Origin of the sequence: Chitinophaga sp. 22308 (assembly GCF_052045305.1) — a bacterium.
Lineage (GTDB): Bacteria > Bacteroidota > Bacteroidia > Chitinophagales > Chitinophagaceae > Chitinophaga > Chitinophaga varians_A.
This window is the reverse complement of the sequence record NZ_JBQEOP010000005.1, coordinates 521,675-535,852: the sequence shown is the minus strand read 5'-3', so window position 1 is coordinate 535,852 and position 14,178 is coordinate 521,675. Positions and strand designations below refer to the sequence as shown.

Genomic DNA, 14,178 nt, shown 5'->3' with positions numbered 1-14,178 from the left:
AAGCAGTTATTGCAAGCTTAGTGTTGTTGCTATTATGGCGCAGCAAAGGTGTGGGATTTTTTCAAAGTGCAGAAGAATAGCGGCCCGAGTTAATAATTATTTAATTCATCATGTATATTTAACGAACAAACAGAAGTATATGAAAAACATAGTTGTATTGGACGGATATGCTTTAAATCCTGGGGACCTGGACTGGGCGCCGTTGCAGGCTTTGGGGAAGGTCACCATCTATGATCGGACGCCGGTGGAGCTGGTGGCAGAGCGGGCGAAGGATGCCCATATCCTGCTGACCAACAAGGCTATCGTCAGCGCGGAAACGATCAATAGCCTGCCTTTCCTTGAATATATCGGGGTGATGGCCACCGGGTATAACGTCGTAGATATTCCGGCCGCTACGGCCCGGAAAATACCCGTTACGAATGTTCCCGCTTACAGTACTGCTTCAGTGGCGCAGCTTACTTTTGCATTAATATTGGAATTGTGTTTTCAGACAGGTTTGCATGCCCGGAGTGTGAGAGCGGGAGAATGGGCTTCCAGCTTGGATTTCAGCTATTGGAAGACGCCATTGACCGAACTGGATGGCCGTACCATCGGTATTGTGGGCTTTGGGCAGATAGGGCAGGCAGTGGCAAAGATCGCGCTGGCTTTCGGTATGAAAGTGATCGTTTCGCATAAACATCCGGAAAGGGATAAAATGGAGGGAGTGACTTTTGTGGACCAGGCCACGTGTTTCCGGGAAGCGGACGTTGTATCGCTGCATTGCCCGCTGAACCAGGACAACAGGGAATTTGTGAATACGGGTTTGCTGAAAACGATGAAAAAAACAGCCTTGCTGATCAATACCAGCCGGGGGCCGCTGGTCCGGGAGGCCGATCTGGCGGAGGCGCTGAAAGAAGGCGTGATAGCAGGAGCGGGGCTGGACGTGCTTTCCACAGAACCGCCCGCAGCAGATCATCCGCTGGTACAGGCGCCAGGCACTGTTATTACTCCCCATATTGCATGGGCAACGCAGGCAGCGCGCGGCCGGTTGATGCACGTGACTGTAGAGAATGTACGTCAATATCTGCTCGGGAATAGTCAAAATAATATCAATAAAATACAATAAAATATTATTTTGATATTTTGATCATGTGTTTGTATATTCAGGTAATCCTCTTATAAATAACTATTAATTTTTGTCTGACGAATGAATAAGCTGAACAACTCCTGTAACTTGAACAGAATGGTCACCGGTTTTAGTATAATTTTGAAAACGTATATTTTACCCTTATAGAATTAAAATATATAAAAACAGGACGGTACCTTCCGTGGCCGACCGCGTTTTTATGAAGGGGGAAGTCGCTAAACTCAGGAGGTCACCTTCAAAATTCAACCGAAATATGAAATCACGTATTCTATTGGTAGAGGACGATGAATTTTTTGCCAAAGTGCTCAAGCGGCAGCTGGAGCGTGCCAATTTTGAAGTAACGCATGCCATCGACGGACAAGCCGGTTGGGAGAAATTCCAGGAAACGATTTTTGATTTATGCATTCTGGACGTGGTGATGCCCAGGAAAGATGGTTTTACACTGGCGGGAGAAATACGGGCCACGGATTTCAACATCCCCATCGTATTTACGTCTTCCCGTTATATGGAGCAGGACAGGTTGCAGGGGTTTGATATAGGAGCGGACGACTACCTGGTAAAGCCCTTCAATACGGATGAACTGATCAGCCGTATCAAAGTCTACATTAAACGCAGCCGTCTGCTTCGGAGTGAGAAGCGGATTGTCTATACAGTAGGTAACCTTGTTTTCGACTATTCCCAGCTTCAGCTGCGGCATAAAGACAATGAGGTGGAAAATCATGTGCGGATCGCACCAAAGGAGGCGGAGTTACTGCGCTATCTGTGTGAAAACTCTAACAAAAAACTAAAAAGGGAGCATATCCTGGCGAGTGTCTGGGGAGCGGACGGTTACCTGGCACAAAGGGTAATGGACGTGTACCTGAGCCGCTTGCGCCGGCATATTGCCATGGACCCCTCTATCCGGATAGAAACCTTTCATGGAAAAGGTCTTATGCTGGTCATCAACGAGATGGACCGTACCCACATCATTGAGAAGGCTTAAAGCCTGATTGTTTTTTAAACCTGAAATAGAAACGTCCCGGTAAATGCCGGGACGTTCTTTTTATGGAAATAACCTGTATTATTTCAGATTGTAGAATACCTGCTGAACGTCATCGTCCTGCTCCAGGCGGTCCACCAGTTCCAGTACCTCTTTGGCCTGCTCTTCATTCAGTTCCACAGTAGTGGTGGGGATACGTTTCAGCTCAGAGCTGATCACTTCCAGTCCTTTGTCTTCCAGCGCTTTGGCCATATTGCCAAATTCATTGAAAGCTGCACGGATAATGATGTTGCCTTCGCTGTCTTCCCCGATTTCCTCCAGACCGAAATCAATCAGTTCCAGTTCCAGTTCTTCCAGGTCCTGACCGGCGTTTTTTACCTTGAATTCACCTACACGGTTGAACAGGAAACCTACGGAACCGCTATTGCCCAGCGCGCCGCCGCCTTTGGTGAAGTGCATACGCAGATTGGCCACGGTACGGGTGGTATTGTCAGTAGCCGTATCGATGATTACTGCTACGCCATGAGGCGCGTAACCTTCATACACTACTTCCTCGTAATCAGTCTTGTCTTTCCCCATAGCGCGTTTGATCGCCGCTTCCACACGGTCTTTAGGCATGTTGGCGCTTTTGGCGTTGAGTATACAACGGCGCAGTGCAGGGTTATTGTCGGGGTCAGGGCCACCATTTTTTACTGCAATAGCGATTTCTTTACCGACTCTTGTGAATGCTTTGGCCATCCTGTCCCAGCGGGCAAACATGGTTGACTTTCTTACTTCAAATATCCTTCCCATAATGGGTTATAAATTAATTATTTGTGAATGATAACAATTGGAGGTGATGACACCTCAAAAGGCTAATAAAGATGCAAATTTAGAGAACTTTCGGCTAAAATAGAGCCCTTTTATAACAGAAAACCGCCCGGAAAAGTAGCCGGACGGTTTTCTTTGAATATTGGTCAGTGATGACGGGATCACAATTTCTCAGCAACACTCTGTTGCTCACTTTGCTGCCCGATCTTACTGTTTTTCTTACTGTAGGCAAAGTAGATGATAAAACCAAGGCCCATCCAGATAGCCAGACGTAACCAGGTATCCCAGGGCAGTGCGCCCATCATGACGATACAGATAATGATACCCATGATCGGTACAAAAGGCACCAGCGGTGTTCTGAACGGTCTGGGCGCATTTGGCTGTTTTTTACGCATGATGATGATACCGATACATACCAGTACAAACGCGAAGAGCGTACCGATGCTCACCATTTCTCCTACCACGTGCACCGGCACAAAAGCGGAGAACAGGCTCACAAACACCATGAACAGGAGGTTGGATTTATACGGAGTACGATATTTCGGATGTACATCGGAGAAGGTTTTAGGCAGCAGGCCGTCTTTTGACATGGAATAAAACACGCGGGACTGGCCCATGAGCATTACCAGGATCACAGAGGTATAACCTGCCAGGATAGCAAGGATGATTGCCTGTTGCAGCCAGCCGTACGGTGTTTTCGCAATGGCGATCGCTACCGGTGCAGCGCTGTCTTTAAATTCTTTATAGTTGGCGAGGCCGGTCATCACGTGGGCAAACAGTACATACAGTATAGTACAGATGACCAGTGAGCCCAGAATACCGATAGGCATGTCTTTTTGTGGCTTTTTCGCTTCCTGCGCCGCTGTGGATACGGCATCGAACCCGATGAAGGCGAAGAACACCACGGCGGCACCACGTAATACGCCGGAAATACCGAAGTGGCCGAAGCCCTGGTTTTCAGGAATATAAGGGTGATAGTTATCGGGGTTCACGTGGTTCCAGCCTACTGCGATGAATACCAGTACCACAGTTACTTTCAGTGCCACCAGCAGAGCGTTGGTGAAAGCTGACTCACGGGTACCACGGATCAGCAGCATGGAGAGCGCGCCTACGATCAGGATGGCCGGGAAGTTCAGATATCCGTGTACAGTAGTGCCATCCATCAGTGTAACGGTTTCAAACGGAGATGCTGTCAGCTGTGCCGGCAGATGAATGTTAAAGTGATGCAGGAATTTTACCAGGTACTGTGACCAGCTGATGGCCACAGTAGCCGCGCCCAGCGCATATTCCAGCACCAGGTCCCATCCGATGATCCATGCCATGAATTCACCCATGGTAGCGTAGGAATAGGTATAAGCACTTCCTGCGATAGGAATCATGGAAGCAAATTCGGCATAACAAAGGCCTGCGAAAGCGCAACCAATAGCGCCTATGAGGAAGGAGATAGTAACGGCGGGACCGGCATTGTTGGCTGCTGCCAGACCAGTCAGGGAAAACAGACCTGCGCCGATGATAGCGCCTATACCCAAAGCAACAAGGTTCGTTGCGGATAAAGATCGTTTCAGTCCTTTCTCTGACTCGCTCGCCTCATTCATGAGCTGATTTAAAGACTTGGTTCTGGAAAATAGAAGACCCATACAAATGAAAAGTTGTGGTTGATGTTTTAAGGTAGTTTAGTTCTGTTGTGTTGTACGTCGATCGTCAAATATAATATCTAAAATCTAGAACGGATACTTTTATTTTGGCCTGAAACGCTTATTTGTACCGGCAGAACCTTATTTTTGGGAAATTTTCCGGTTACAACAATTATTAAATTTTTTAAAGAAGAAAAAATCCTGGCGTTGCATGAAGAAATCATCAAATAGGCTTACTCTGTTCATTTTTATTGCCATGTTGGTGGGCATCAGTACTGGTTATGCGGTTTGGCTGGCCTATGCTGTTCCTGCCGATCAGGTCCTGAAACCAGGTGGAGTGGCCATCGGTACACAAAGCGACGTTCCCCAGGTATTTGCCGACCGGATTTCTATTCTGACAGATATTTTCCTGCGACTGGTAAAAATGATTATTGCCCCGCTGGTATTTTCCACGCTGGTAGTAGGCGTGGCCAAAATGGGCGATATCAAAGCGGTAGGGCGTGTAGGTGGCAAAACCATGCTGTGGTTTATCAGTGCAACCTTTGTATCATTGTTCCTGGGCCTGGTGCTGGTAAATCTCATGAAGCCGGGCCTGTCTCTCAATCTGCCGCTGCCTGATACGCATGCCGCTACCGGTATTGCCAAGGCGGATATGACGCTGAGAGGTTTTTTCCACCACGTGGTGCCGGACAGTGTGATAGATGCCATGGCCAAAAATGAAATTCTGCAGATCGTGGTGTTTGCGATTTTCTTTGGTGTTGCCGCTGCGGCGATTGGTGAAAAAGCGCAACCCGTGGTGAAGCTGATGGACAGCGTGGCACATATCATGCTGAAGGTGACCGGCTTTGTTATGAACTTCGCGCCGTTTGCGGTATTTGGCGCAATGGCTGCTATCATAGCCACCAAAGGGCTTTCTGTTCTGCTGGTGTATGGTAAATTTATTATTCAGTTTTACCTGGGACTGTTTAGCTTATGGCTTGTACTGGCATTGGTAGGATGGCTGATACTCGGCAAACGGGTGTTCCGGTTGCTGGGCGGCATCAAAGATCCGTTGTTGCTGGCCTTTGGCACTGCCAGCAGTGAGGCGGCGTATCCGCGTACCATGGCTGAACTGGAGAAATTTGGCTGCGATAACCGTATTGTAAGTTTTGTATTACCCCTGGGCTATTCCTTTAATCTGGATGGCTCTATGATGTATATGACGTTTGCCAGCCTGTTTATTGCACAGGCTTATGGCATGCACCTGGGCATTGATCAGCAGATCACCATGCTGTTGGTGTTAATGATCACCAGTAAAGGTATTGCCGGCGTACCAAGGGCCTCCCTTGTGGTGATAGCCGGTACCTTGTCCATGTTCCATATTCCGGAAGCAGGTTTGTTGCTGCTGTTGGGCGTGGACCATCTGCTGGACATGGGACGTTCTGCTACCAACGTAATTGGTAACGCAATGGCCACTGCAGTAGTATCTAAATGGGAGAATAAGCTGGGACCGGGCGATGACAGCGATGGGATTTTAGTTAACAAATAGATAACAGTTTTATTCTTATTTTACCGATTCTGAACAGAATTTATTAGCATGGACCAGATTTTAGAGTTTTTTAAACACCTCATTAATCCCTCGTGGATTATTGAACACGGTGGCCTGTACCTGTTACTGGCGATTATTTTTGCGGAGACCGGTTTATTTATTGGCTTTTTTCTCCCCGGCGATTCCCTGCTTTTTGTAGCGGGCATTTACAGTGCAGATCTCTGCCGGAGCTTCTTCGATATGCCGTTTTTTGTAGTGATGCTGTTGATTGCGCTGGCCGGTGTGCTGGGTAACATGGTGGGCTTCTGGTTTGGTAATAAATCCGGCCCGTTGTTATTTAAAAAGAAAGATACTTTTTTCTTTAAAAAGAAACACCTGCACCAGGCTCATGACTTCTTTGTGAAATACGGTGGCGGCGCTATTTTTCTGGCCCGTTTCCTTCCCATCATCCGCACTTTTGCCCCTATTGTGGCCGGTATGGTGCAGATGGACAAAAAGAAGTTCATGCTGTTTAATGTCATCGGTTCCTTTTCGTGGGTATTTTCCATGATGCTGGCCGGCCACTACCTGGACAAATTCTTTCCTAACCTGAAAAATCACCTGGAGCTGATCATACTGGTTATCATTGTGATCACTACTTTACCGGTGATCATTAAACTGCTCTCCGGAAAGGTGAAACATCATCCGGACCCGAATCAGTCAGAAGTGACCAACACATCGGACACGACTTTATAAGAATTTTAAAAAATGGGCTATAATTGGCCCATTTTTTTTATTTTAACCGTTATTTATTTTATCAACCAAAGTTCCACATGAAAACTGATAGCCGCTCAGCTTCTATCTTTAACATTGCCGTGATCGTTGCGTCACTGGGCTATTTTGTAGATATCTATGATCTGCTCCTCTTCACCATCGTACGGGTTCCCAGCCTGAAAGAACTGGGGTTGCCGCAAAACGAAATTGATGCCGGTGCCGGCCTGCTGCTCATTAATATTCAGATGCTGGGCCTGTTGATAGGCGGCATTGTATGGGGCATCATCGGCGATAAAAAAGGACGTCTAAGTGTGTTGTTCGGTTCCATCCTCATTTATTCTGTGGCAAATATTGCCAATGGTTTTGTGCATAGTATCAACGGATATGTTTTATGGCGTTTTGTGGCAGGCTTTGGATTGGCGGGGGAACTGGGCGCAGGCATTACACTGGTATCGGAGATACTGCCGAAAGAAAAGCGCGGTTATGGTACCATGATTGTGGCCACTGTGGGGGTTTCCGGGGCGGTTGCCGCCAATCTGATCGCTAAACTGGTAGGGGACTGGCGCATCTGTTATTTTATAGGAGGCGGTCTGGGCCTATGTTTGCTGATATTGCGGGTGAGTGTGATGGAGTCTCACATGTTTAATGCTGTGCGTACTTCCACTACGGCCAGGGGCAGTTTTCATGCGTTATTCACCAGCCGGGAGCGGTTTCTCAAATATCTGAAATGTATTCTGTTGGGAGCGCCTACCTGGTTTGTGGTAGGTATCCTGATTGCTTTCTCCAATAAGTTTGCGAAGGAAATGAATGTGATGGGCGCTATCAGTCCGGGAGACGCTGTGGCTTTCTGTTACGCAGGGCTTACGCTGGGTGATTTTTCATCGGGTTTGATCAGTCAGTTATGGAGAAGCCGGCGTAAGGTAATGTTGGTGTTCCTGTTGCTGACAGGTGCTATGGTGGCGGTATACCTGAATATGTTCGGGGCTGCTACCTGGGTGTTTTATACGGTTTGTTTTATTCTTGGTTTCAGTGTTGGTTTCTGGGCCATTTTTGTCACTATTGCCGCCGAAAGTTTTGGCACCAACCTGCGGGCCACCGTGGCTACCACGGTGCCTAATTTTGCCCGTGGCATGTTACCGTTGATATCCCTGTTGTTTGTGCAGGTGCAGCATTATTTTACCTTTCTGCAAAGCGGTGCTATCGTAGCCGTGGTATGTATTGGCATAGCGATGATAGCGGCCTGGAATATTGAAGAAACTTTTGGAAAAGACCTGAATTACCTGGAAGAAATTTAATGATAGGCTTCCAGCATTTTGTCCAGCAGTTTATTGAGCTGGCTGAGTTCTTTTTCGTTCAGCGCCTTGAAGGTGTCATTGAGATGATTGAGTTCTGTATCAATGGCGTTGAGCAGTTCCAGGCCTTTGACAGTGATTTTTACGTCTACCGCTCTTCTGTCCAGTTCACAACTTTTACGTTCCACCAGGTCTGCTTTACGCAGTCTTTCCACGAGACGTGACACGTCGCTCATTTTGTCGAGCATACGGTCTTTCAGCACGTTGATACTGGCTGCTTTAGGGTGCTGTCCGCGAAGGATGCGCAGTATGTTGTACTGCTGCATGGTGATGTCGTAACGTTTGAAAAACTGCTGATGGCGGGAGGTGATCCAGTTGCCGATGAAGATGAGGCTCACCAGTCCCCGCTGATATTCGTCTCCGAAATTTTTTTGTGTAATTAGTTTTTCAAGATTTGACATACGCTGTTGCTATGAGTTAGCGAAATGGTGCCCGTTCGATTTAGAAGTATTTCATTTATACCATTTTATGCAGGCGTTGATCAAAATTACGAATCTTTTTTAACACTAGTTAACATTCGCTGCGGGGTTGTTGCCGGTATTTTTCCCGGTGAATGAAGCACGGAGGTTATATAAATAACAACGGATTACAGCAGCGAAAAAATTTCGGTTGCTGTAATCCGTTATTTTGTTTGGATACAGGTTAAGCAGTAGCAGACTGCATTTTGTCCAGAACGTCCATTACTTCTTTCACGTGTTGGGCGGAAGTATTGAGCAGTGCTTTTTCGTCGGCGTTGAGTTGCAGTTCCAGTATTTTTTCGATACCGTTTTTACCCAGTACCACAGGAACGCCCAGGTAAATGTCTTTCAGGCCGTATTCGCCGGTGAGCCATGCGCAAACGGGGAAGATGCGTTTTTCATCCTTCACGATGGCTTCCACCATTTGGGCAGCAGCAGCACCGGGAGCGTACCAGGCGGAGGTGCCGAGGAGGTTTACTATTTCGCCGCCGCCTACTTTGGTGCGTTGGATGATAGCATCGAGCTTATCGGCAGCTACCAGTTCTGTTACCGGAATACCGCTTACTGTGGTATAACGGGGGAGGGGCACCATGGTATCGCCGTGGCCGCCCATCAGGATGGCCTGAATATCTTTAGGGGAACATCCGATCTCATCTGCCAGGAAAGCGCGGTAGCGGGCGGTATCAAGGATGCCGGCCATGCCGAATACTTTGGAGCTGCTTTTTTTGGCAGTGAGGTACGCGCAATAGGTCATTACGTCCAGCGGGTTGCTGACAACGATGATAATGGCGTCTGGTGAGTGTTTGGCAATATTTTCAGTGACTGATTTAACGATGTTGGCGTTGGTGGAAATCAGGTCGTCGCGGCTCATACCGGGTTTGCGGGGGAGACCGGAGGTGATAACTACTACATCGCTGTTGGCAGTTTTGGCGTAATCGTTGGTAACGCCGGTCACCTTGGTACTGTAATAATCAATGGGAGCCTGCTGCCATGTGTCCAGCGCCTTTCCTTCAGCTGTTCCTTCCTTAATATCCAGTAAAACCACTTCCTGCAGAAAATCTCTATGGGCCAGCACATTGGCGCAGGTTGCGCCCACATTCCCAGCTCCTACTACTGTAACTTTCATTTTGTCGATAGCTTTAAAAGTGAAGAATGATTATAATAAACAAATGTAATGATTCGGGACCAGATCCGGCCGCCGTACTTATTGCCATTTCAGCGGGCGACTGGCCAGGTAATGTACCAGTGAATCCAGTTTAACGGTGCCCTCAAATCCTTTGATGAACTGCTGTTTTTTATCGTACAGATAAAGTCCCGGGAAGTAGTGCAGGTCATAAAAATACATGATCTGGCGGGTAGGTTCGCTGGCCATCACAATATTGGGGTATTTCTGGATATTATAGTGGTCATAATATTCCTTCATCTGTTCTACTTTAAAGGGCGTTACCATCAGAATCTGCACATTTTTGAATTTGTCAATGTTTTTCAGCACTTCTTCTGTCAGGTGTTTACAGTGGTCACAATCCACGCTAAAAACAAAAACCATGGTTTTTTCGTTTTTGCGGAGGTCGTTCTTGGTGATGGTATGGCCGTCGGGGAGGGTCAGCGGGAATGCCGGAACGACAGGATACTGCAAATAAGCCGGTTTGGATGGGGTGGTACTTTGAGCCTTCAGGAACATTGGTACACAACACAATACAAATAAGAAAAACTGACGCATACTACTGTGAATTTGCTTTATTTAAAATTCAATTTAGCCCTTTAATGTCATTTATTGGAGAAAAAAGACGAAAATTGGGTCGAAAAGAGACTAATCTGCCTAATTTTAGGAATTTAGTGTTCGTTCATATGCAAAAATTTCTACTTTTGCAATCCGTATAAATTTTTAACTTAAAATCAGTAACCTATTTATGGCTACCACCGCAGATATCAGAACAGGATTAATCATCAAGCTGGATAACAGTTTGTATTCTGTTGTAGAGTTTGGTCAAAACAAAACCGCCCGTGCTGCAGCAAAAGTTTGGGCTAAATTGAAGGGCGTTGACAATAGCCGTTCTATAGAGCACACCTGGAACTCCGGAGACACCATTTTCCCGGTTCGTATCGAGAAAAAGGCGTTCCAGTTTTTATATAAGGATGACACCGGTTACAACTTCATGGACAATGAAACTTTTGAGCAGATTGCCATGGCTGAACAAACCATCGATGCTCCTCAGTTCCTGAAAGAAGGCCAGGAAGTAATGGTTCAGATCAATACTGAAACTGACCAGTACATGGCCGTGGAACTGCCTGACAAAATTGTGGTGACTGTAACTTATTCTGAGCCTGGTGTGAAAGGCGATACGGCTACCCGTACCCTGAAGCCTGCTACTGTAGAGACAGGCGCAACGGTAATGGTGCCGCTGTTTGTGGATGAGGGAGAACAGATCCGTGTAAATACAAAAACCGGCGAATACATCGAGAGAGTAAAGGGTTAATTCATTTACTGAAATTATTTATTTGGCTACCGGGCTGCCTCAGGGCGGCCCCGGTTGTCCGGTAAAGGACCATATACGTTCATAAATTATAAACCAAAAACTGTCTACATGGACTTTAAACAGATTCAGGAACTGGTAAAAATGATCAACAAATCAAATATCAGTGAACTGAGCATTGAGCAGGACAAGTTCAAGATTACAATAAAACAGAAAGACAACGAAGTACAACAGGTAATCGCTGTTCCTGCGGCCGCAGCGCCGATTCAGACGGTAGCAGCAGTAGCTCCGGCCGCCGCCCCGGTACAGGCAGCAGCAACTTCTGCACCGGCAGCCGCTCCAGCTGCACCGAAAGCAGACAACCTGATTACTATCAAATCTCCTATGATCGGTACCTTCTACCGTTCCGCAGGACCTGATAAAGCTCCTTTCATCAATGTAGGTGATGAAATTGCTGCCGGCAAGGTGGTATGCATCATTGAAGCGATGAAGTTGTTCAACGAAATCGAAAGTGAAGTGAGCGGTAAGATCGTCAAAGTACTTGTTGACGACGCCACTCCGGTAGAATACGATCAACCTTTGTTTTTAGTAGAACCGTAATAACAGCCATTAGCGCTTAGCAGTTAGCCTTTAGCCTCTGACAGATTTTTGTAGGGTTAAAGGCTAACTACTGAGAGCTAATGGCTGAATTGCTACTTAGCTATTATATCAACTTATAAGGAAAACAATGTTTAAAAAAATATTGATTGCCAACCGTGGCGAGATTGCCCTTCGAATTATCCGTACCTGTAAGGAAATGGGTATCAAAACGGTAGCAGTTTATTCTACTGCAGATAAAGACAGCCTGCATGTGAAGTTTGCGGATGAAGCTGTGTGTATTGGTAAACCACAGAGCAGCGAATCTTACCTGAACATTCCTCACCTCATGGCTGCTGCCGAGATCACCAACGCAGACGCTATCCACCCGGGATACGGCTTCCTGGCGGAGAACGCGCGTTTTGCTGAGATTTGTGGCGAACATGGTATCAAATTCATCGGCCCTACTCCGGAGATGATCCGTAAAATGGGTGACAAGATGACTGCGAAGGAAACCATGATTGCTGCCGGCGTACCGGTAATCCCGGGATCTGAAGGCCTGCTCCAGAGCGTTGATGAAGCCAAAAAACTCGCCAGGGAAATGGGCTTGCCCGTTATCCTGAAAGCTACTGCCGGCGGCGGTGGTAAAGGTATGCGTGTGGTTTGGGACGAGAGCGAACTGGAGAACGCCTATAACATGGCTAAAAACGAAGCCCGCGCTGCTTTCAATAATGATGGCATTTACATGGAGAAATTCGTGGAAGAGCCCCGTCACATTGAAATCCAGGTAGCCGGCGACCAATACGGCAAAGTATGCCACCTGTCTGAAAGGGACTGCTCTATCCAACGCCGTCACCAGAAACTGGTGGAGGAATCTCCTTCTCCTTTCATGACACCGGAACTGCGTGAAAAAATGGGTGAAGCAGCTATCAAGGCTGCCAGTGCCATCAATTATGAAAGCGTAGGTACCATTGAGTTCCTGGTAGATAAACACCGCAACTTCTACTTCATGGAAATGAACACCCGTATCCAGGTGGAACACGGTGTGACAGAAGAGGTGATCAATTTTGACCTGGTAAAAGAACAAATCAAGATTGCTGCCGGTATTCCTATCTCCGGTAAAAACTATACGCCGCAGATGCATGCTATTGAGTGCCGTATCAATGCGGAAGATCCGTACAATGATTTCCGTCCTTCTCCGGGCAAAATCACTACCCTGCATATTCCGGGCGGCCACGGCGTACGCGTGGATTCCCACATCTATGCCGGCTATGTTATTCCTCCGTTCTATGACTCTATGGTGGCTAAGATCATCACCATGGCGCAAACCCGTGAGGAAGCCATCAATACCATGGAGCGCGCGCTGAGCGAGTTCGTGATTGAAGGCGTTAAAACAACTATTCCTTTCCATCAGCAACTGATGCGCAACGAGGACTTCCGTAAAGGCAACTTTACGACCAAGTTTACCGAAACCTTCAAACTGGTATAGGAAAGTGCACTGTATTGGAAAAGCTCCGGAGATGTCTCCGGAGCTTTTCTGTTTTAAGATGGTTATTGATACCGGATAAAGGTATGCTGGAACGGGATACCCAATATCAAAGCCGGCGCAGACAGCTCTGTAGGCAGGCCGGCGTTGTTGTAACTGCTTATGCTGCCGCTGTTGTTGCGGCTGTAGTTCCTGTCGATGAACTGCCATAACGGATGCAGGCGATGGAAATTGGTTTTGTTGTCATACGTTGGATAGGTGACGGTAGTATCACTGGGGATACCCATGGAAGTGATTTCTTCCAGGATGCTTTGGATTTTCCAGGCGTTACCGCTGCTGTTGTAGGAGTAGTCAACAGTAGTGCGGAAGATGGGCGGGTGTAGTGTCAGATCTGTTGTCACTGCACGAACGATGCGGTTAAGGCTGTCGTACTGATAGGTAGTGCTGCGGAGTTGTTGGCCGCTGATGCTGACAGGAGTAGTGGTAGTATCAAACGTACCGAAGGCAAATGTGGTGTCCCGGATAATGTGGCCGGTAGCGTCATATACATAGCGGTAGGCCATTTCAAATGTTGACAAGGAGCTGTAGGAGCCGATCCGGGCGTTTAGCCGTTGCTGGTTGTCGTACCGGAACAGCCACATAGACCTGCCGGTGGCCACCACTGTAGGGATGATCCGTGTGGGGTTGCCCAGGCTGTTGTAATACAGCCGGAAGGAATCGGCGTACAGCGGGTCCAGTTCTTTCAGCATGGTAATCCTTGTGGTGGAATTTCCGGGGACTACAACAGGACTGTCGGGTTTGAGGCAGGCTGTCAGGAGCAGGACAGCGGCGACAATGCAGTACAGCAGCAGGCCAAATGGATTTTGTTTCATGGGTATATTGTTTTTTGATAAGAAAAAACGTTCCTGGTGCGGATGTACGGGTTAATGGGCAGGAGGGGTAACGGTTAGGGATATACTTTAAAGTACAGAGAAATTGTGGAAAAAACAAAGCCCCGGATAA

The 14,178-nt window shown here is 47.4% G+C and carries 14 protein-coding genes; 8 read left to right on the top strand and 6 right to left on the bottom strand.

Annotated elements, in window-relative coordinates:
* Nucleotides 1-139 precede the first annotated feature (139 nt).
* Together ACTJJS_RS22430 and ACTJJS_RS22425 are read left to right on the top strand one after the other, a co-directional pair.
* The gene (locus tag ACTJJS_RS22430) at nucleotides 140-1,105 is read left to right on the top strand and encodes a D-2-hydroxyacid dehydrogenase (protein WP_440665315.1); all 966 of its coding nucleotides are present in this window, start codon (nucleotides 140-142) and stop codon (nucleotides 1,103-1,105) included.
* A gap of 274 nt (nucleotides 1,106-1,379) precedes the next feature.
* Nucleotides 1,380-2,108: a response regulator transcription factor gene (locus ACTJJS_RS22425; protein WP_168871767.1), complete on the top strand. Its 729-nt coding sequence runs from the start codon at nucleotides 1,380-1,382 to the stop codon at nucleotides 2,106-2,108.
* A gap of 78 nt (nucleotides 2,109-2,186) precedes the next feature.
* On the opposite strand, the gene ACTJJS_RS22420 is transcribed toward ACTJJS_RS22425, so the two are convergent.
* Nucleotides 2,187-2,897, bottom strand: coding sequence for a YebC/PmpR family DNA-binding transcriptional regulator (locus ACTJJS_RS22420; protein WP_168871768.1), 711 nt, complete (start codon nucleotides 2,895-2,897; stop codon nucleotides 2,187-2,189).
* A 179-nt stretch (nucleotides 2,898-3,076) separates the two neighbouring features.
* Entirely contained in the window at nucleotides 3,077-4,510 is a 1,434-nt protein-coding gene (locus ACTJJS_RS22415) for an amino acid permease (protein ID WP_440665314.1), read from the bottom strand.
* Between the two features lie 250 nt (nucleotides 4,511-4,760).
* On the opposite strand from ACTJJS_RS22415, the gene ACTJJS_RS22410 reads away from it, so the two are divergent.
* From ACTJJS_RS22410 to ACTJJS_RS22400, 3 genes are all read left to right on the top strand, one after another.
* Entirely contained in the window at nucleotides 4,761-6,077 is a 1,317-nt protein-coding gene (locus tag ACTJJS_RS22410; protein ID WP_440665313.1) for a dicarboxylate/amino acid:cation symporter, read from the top strand.
* Nucleotides 6,078-6,125: 48 nt separating this feature from the next.
* On the top strand, nucleotides 6,126-6,812 hold the full coding sequence (locus ACTJJS_RS22405) for a DedA family protein (RefSeq protein ID WP_168871771.1): 687 nt from the start codon (nucleotides 6,126-6,128) through the stop codon (nucleotides 6,810-6,812).
* Between the two features lie 77 nt (nucleotides 6,813-6,889).
* Nucleotides 6,890-8,125, top strand: coding sequence for an MFS transporter (locus ACTJJS_RS22400; protein ID WP_168871772.1), 1,236 nt, complete (start codon nucleotides 6,890-6,892; stop codon nucleotides 8,123-8,125).
* Here the strand turns inward: ACTJJS_RS22400 and ACTJJS_RS22395 are convergent.
* The 3 genes from ACTJJS_RS22395 to ACTJJS_RS22385 form a co-directional block, all read right to left on the bottom strand.
* Nucleotides 8,122-8,583, bottom strand: coding sequence for a MarR family winged helix-turn-helix transcriptional regulator (locus ACTJJS_RS22395; RefSeq protein ID WP_168871773.1), 462 nt, complete (start codon nucleotides 8,581-8,583; stop codon nucleotides 8,122-8,124). The genes ACTJJS_RS22400 and ACTJJS_RS22395 overlap by 4 nt on opposite strands.
* A gap of 241 nt (nucleotides 8,584-8,824) precedes the next feature.
* Nucleotides 8,825-9,766, bottom strand: coding sequence for a malate dehydrogenase (gene mdh, locus ACTJJS_RS22390; protein WP_343743575.1), 942 nt, complete (start codon nucleotides 9,764-9,766; stop codon nucleotides 8,825-8,827).
* Between the two features lie 78 nt (nucleotides 9,767-9,844).
* Nucleotides 9,845-10,276 carry a peroxiredoxin family protein gene (locus ACTJJS_RS22385; RefSeq protein WP_440665312.1) on the bottom strand — a complete coding sequence of 144 codons (432 nt, stop codon included), beginning with the start codon at nucleotides 10,274-10,276 and terminating at the stop codon, nucleotides 9,845-9,847.
* 274 nt (nucleotides 10,277-10,550) lie between these two features.
* Between ACTJJS_RS22385 and efp the strand changes: the two genes are divergently transcribed.
* The 3 genes from efp (at nucleotide 10,551) to accC (ending at nucleotide 13,179) form a co-directional block, all read left to right on the top strand.
* Nucleotides 10,551-11,117, top strand: coding sequence for an elongation factor P (gene efp / locus ACTJJS_RS22380; RefSeq protein WP_440665311.1), 567 nt, complete (start codon nucleotides 10,551-10,553; stop codon nucleotides 11,115-11,117).
* Between the two features lie 108 nt (nucleotides 11,118-11,225).
* Nucleotides 11,226-11,714, top strand: a complete 489-nt coding sequence (gene accB, locus ACTJJS_RS22375; protein ID WP_168871777.1) for an acetyl-CoA carboxylase biotin carboxyl carrier protein — start codon at nucleotides 11,226-11,228, stop codon at nucleotides 11,712-11,714.
* A 127-nt stretch (nucleotides 11,715-11,841) separates the two neighbouring features.
* Nucleotides 11,842-13,179, top strand: a complete 1,338-nt coding sequence (accC, locus tag ACTJJS_RS22370; protein WP_440665310.1) for an acetyl-CoA carboxylase biotin carboxylase subunit — start codon at nucleotides 11,842-11,844, stop codon at nucleotides 13,177-13,179.
* A gap of 62 nt (nucleotides 13,180-13,241) precedes the next feature.
* On the opposite strand, the gene ACTJJS_RS22365 is transcribed toward accC, so the two are convergent.
* On the bottom strand, nucleotides 13,242-14,048 hold the full coding sequence (locus ACTJJS_RS22365; RefSeq protein WP_440665309.1) for a hypothetical protein: 807 nt from the start codon (nucleotides 14,046-14,048) through the stop codon (nucleotides 13,242-13,244).
* Between the last annotated feature and the right edge of the window lie 130 nt (nucleotides 14,049-14,178).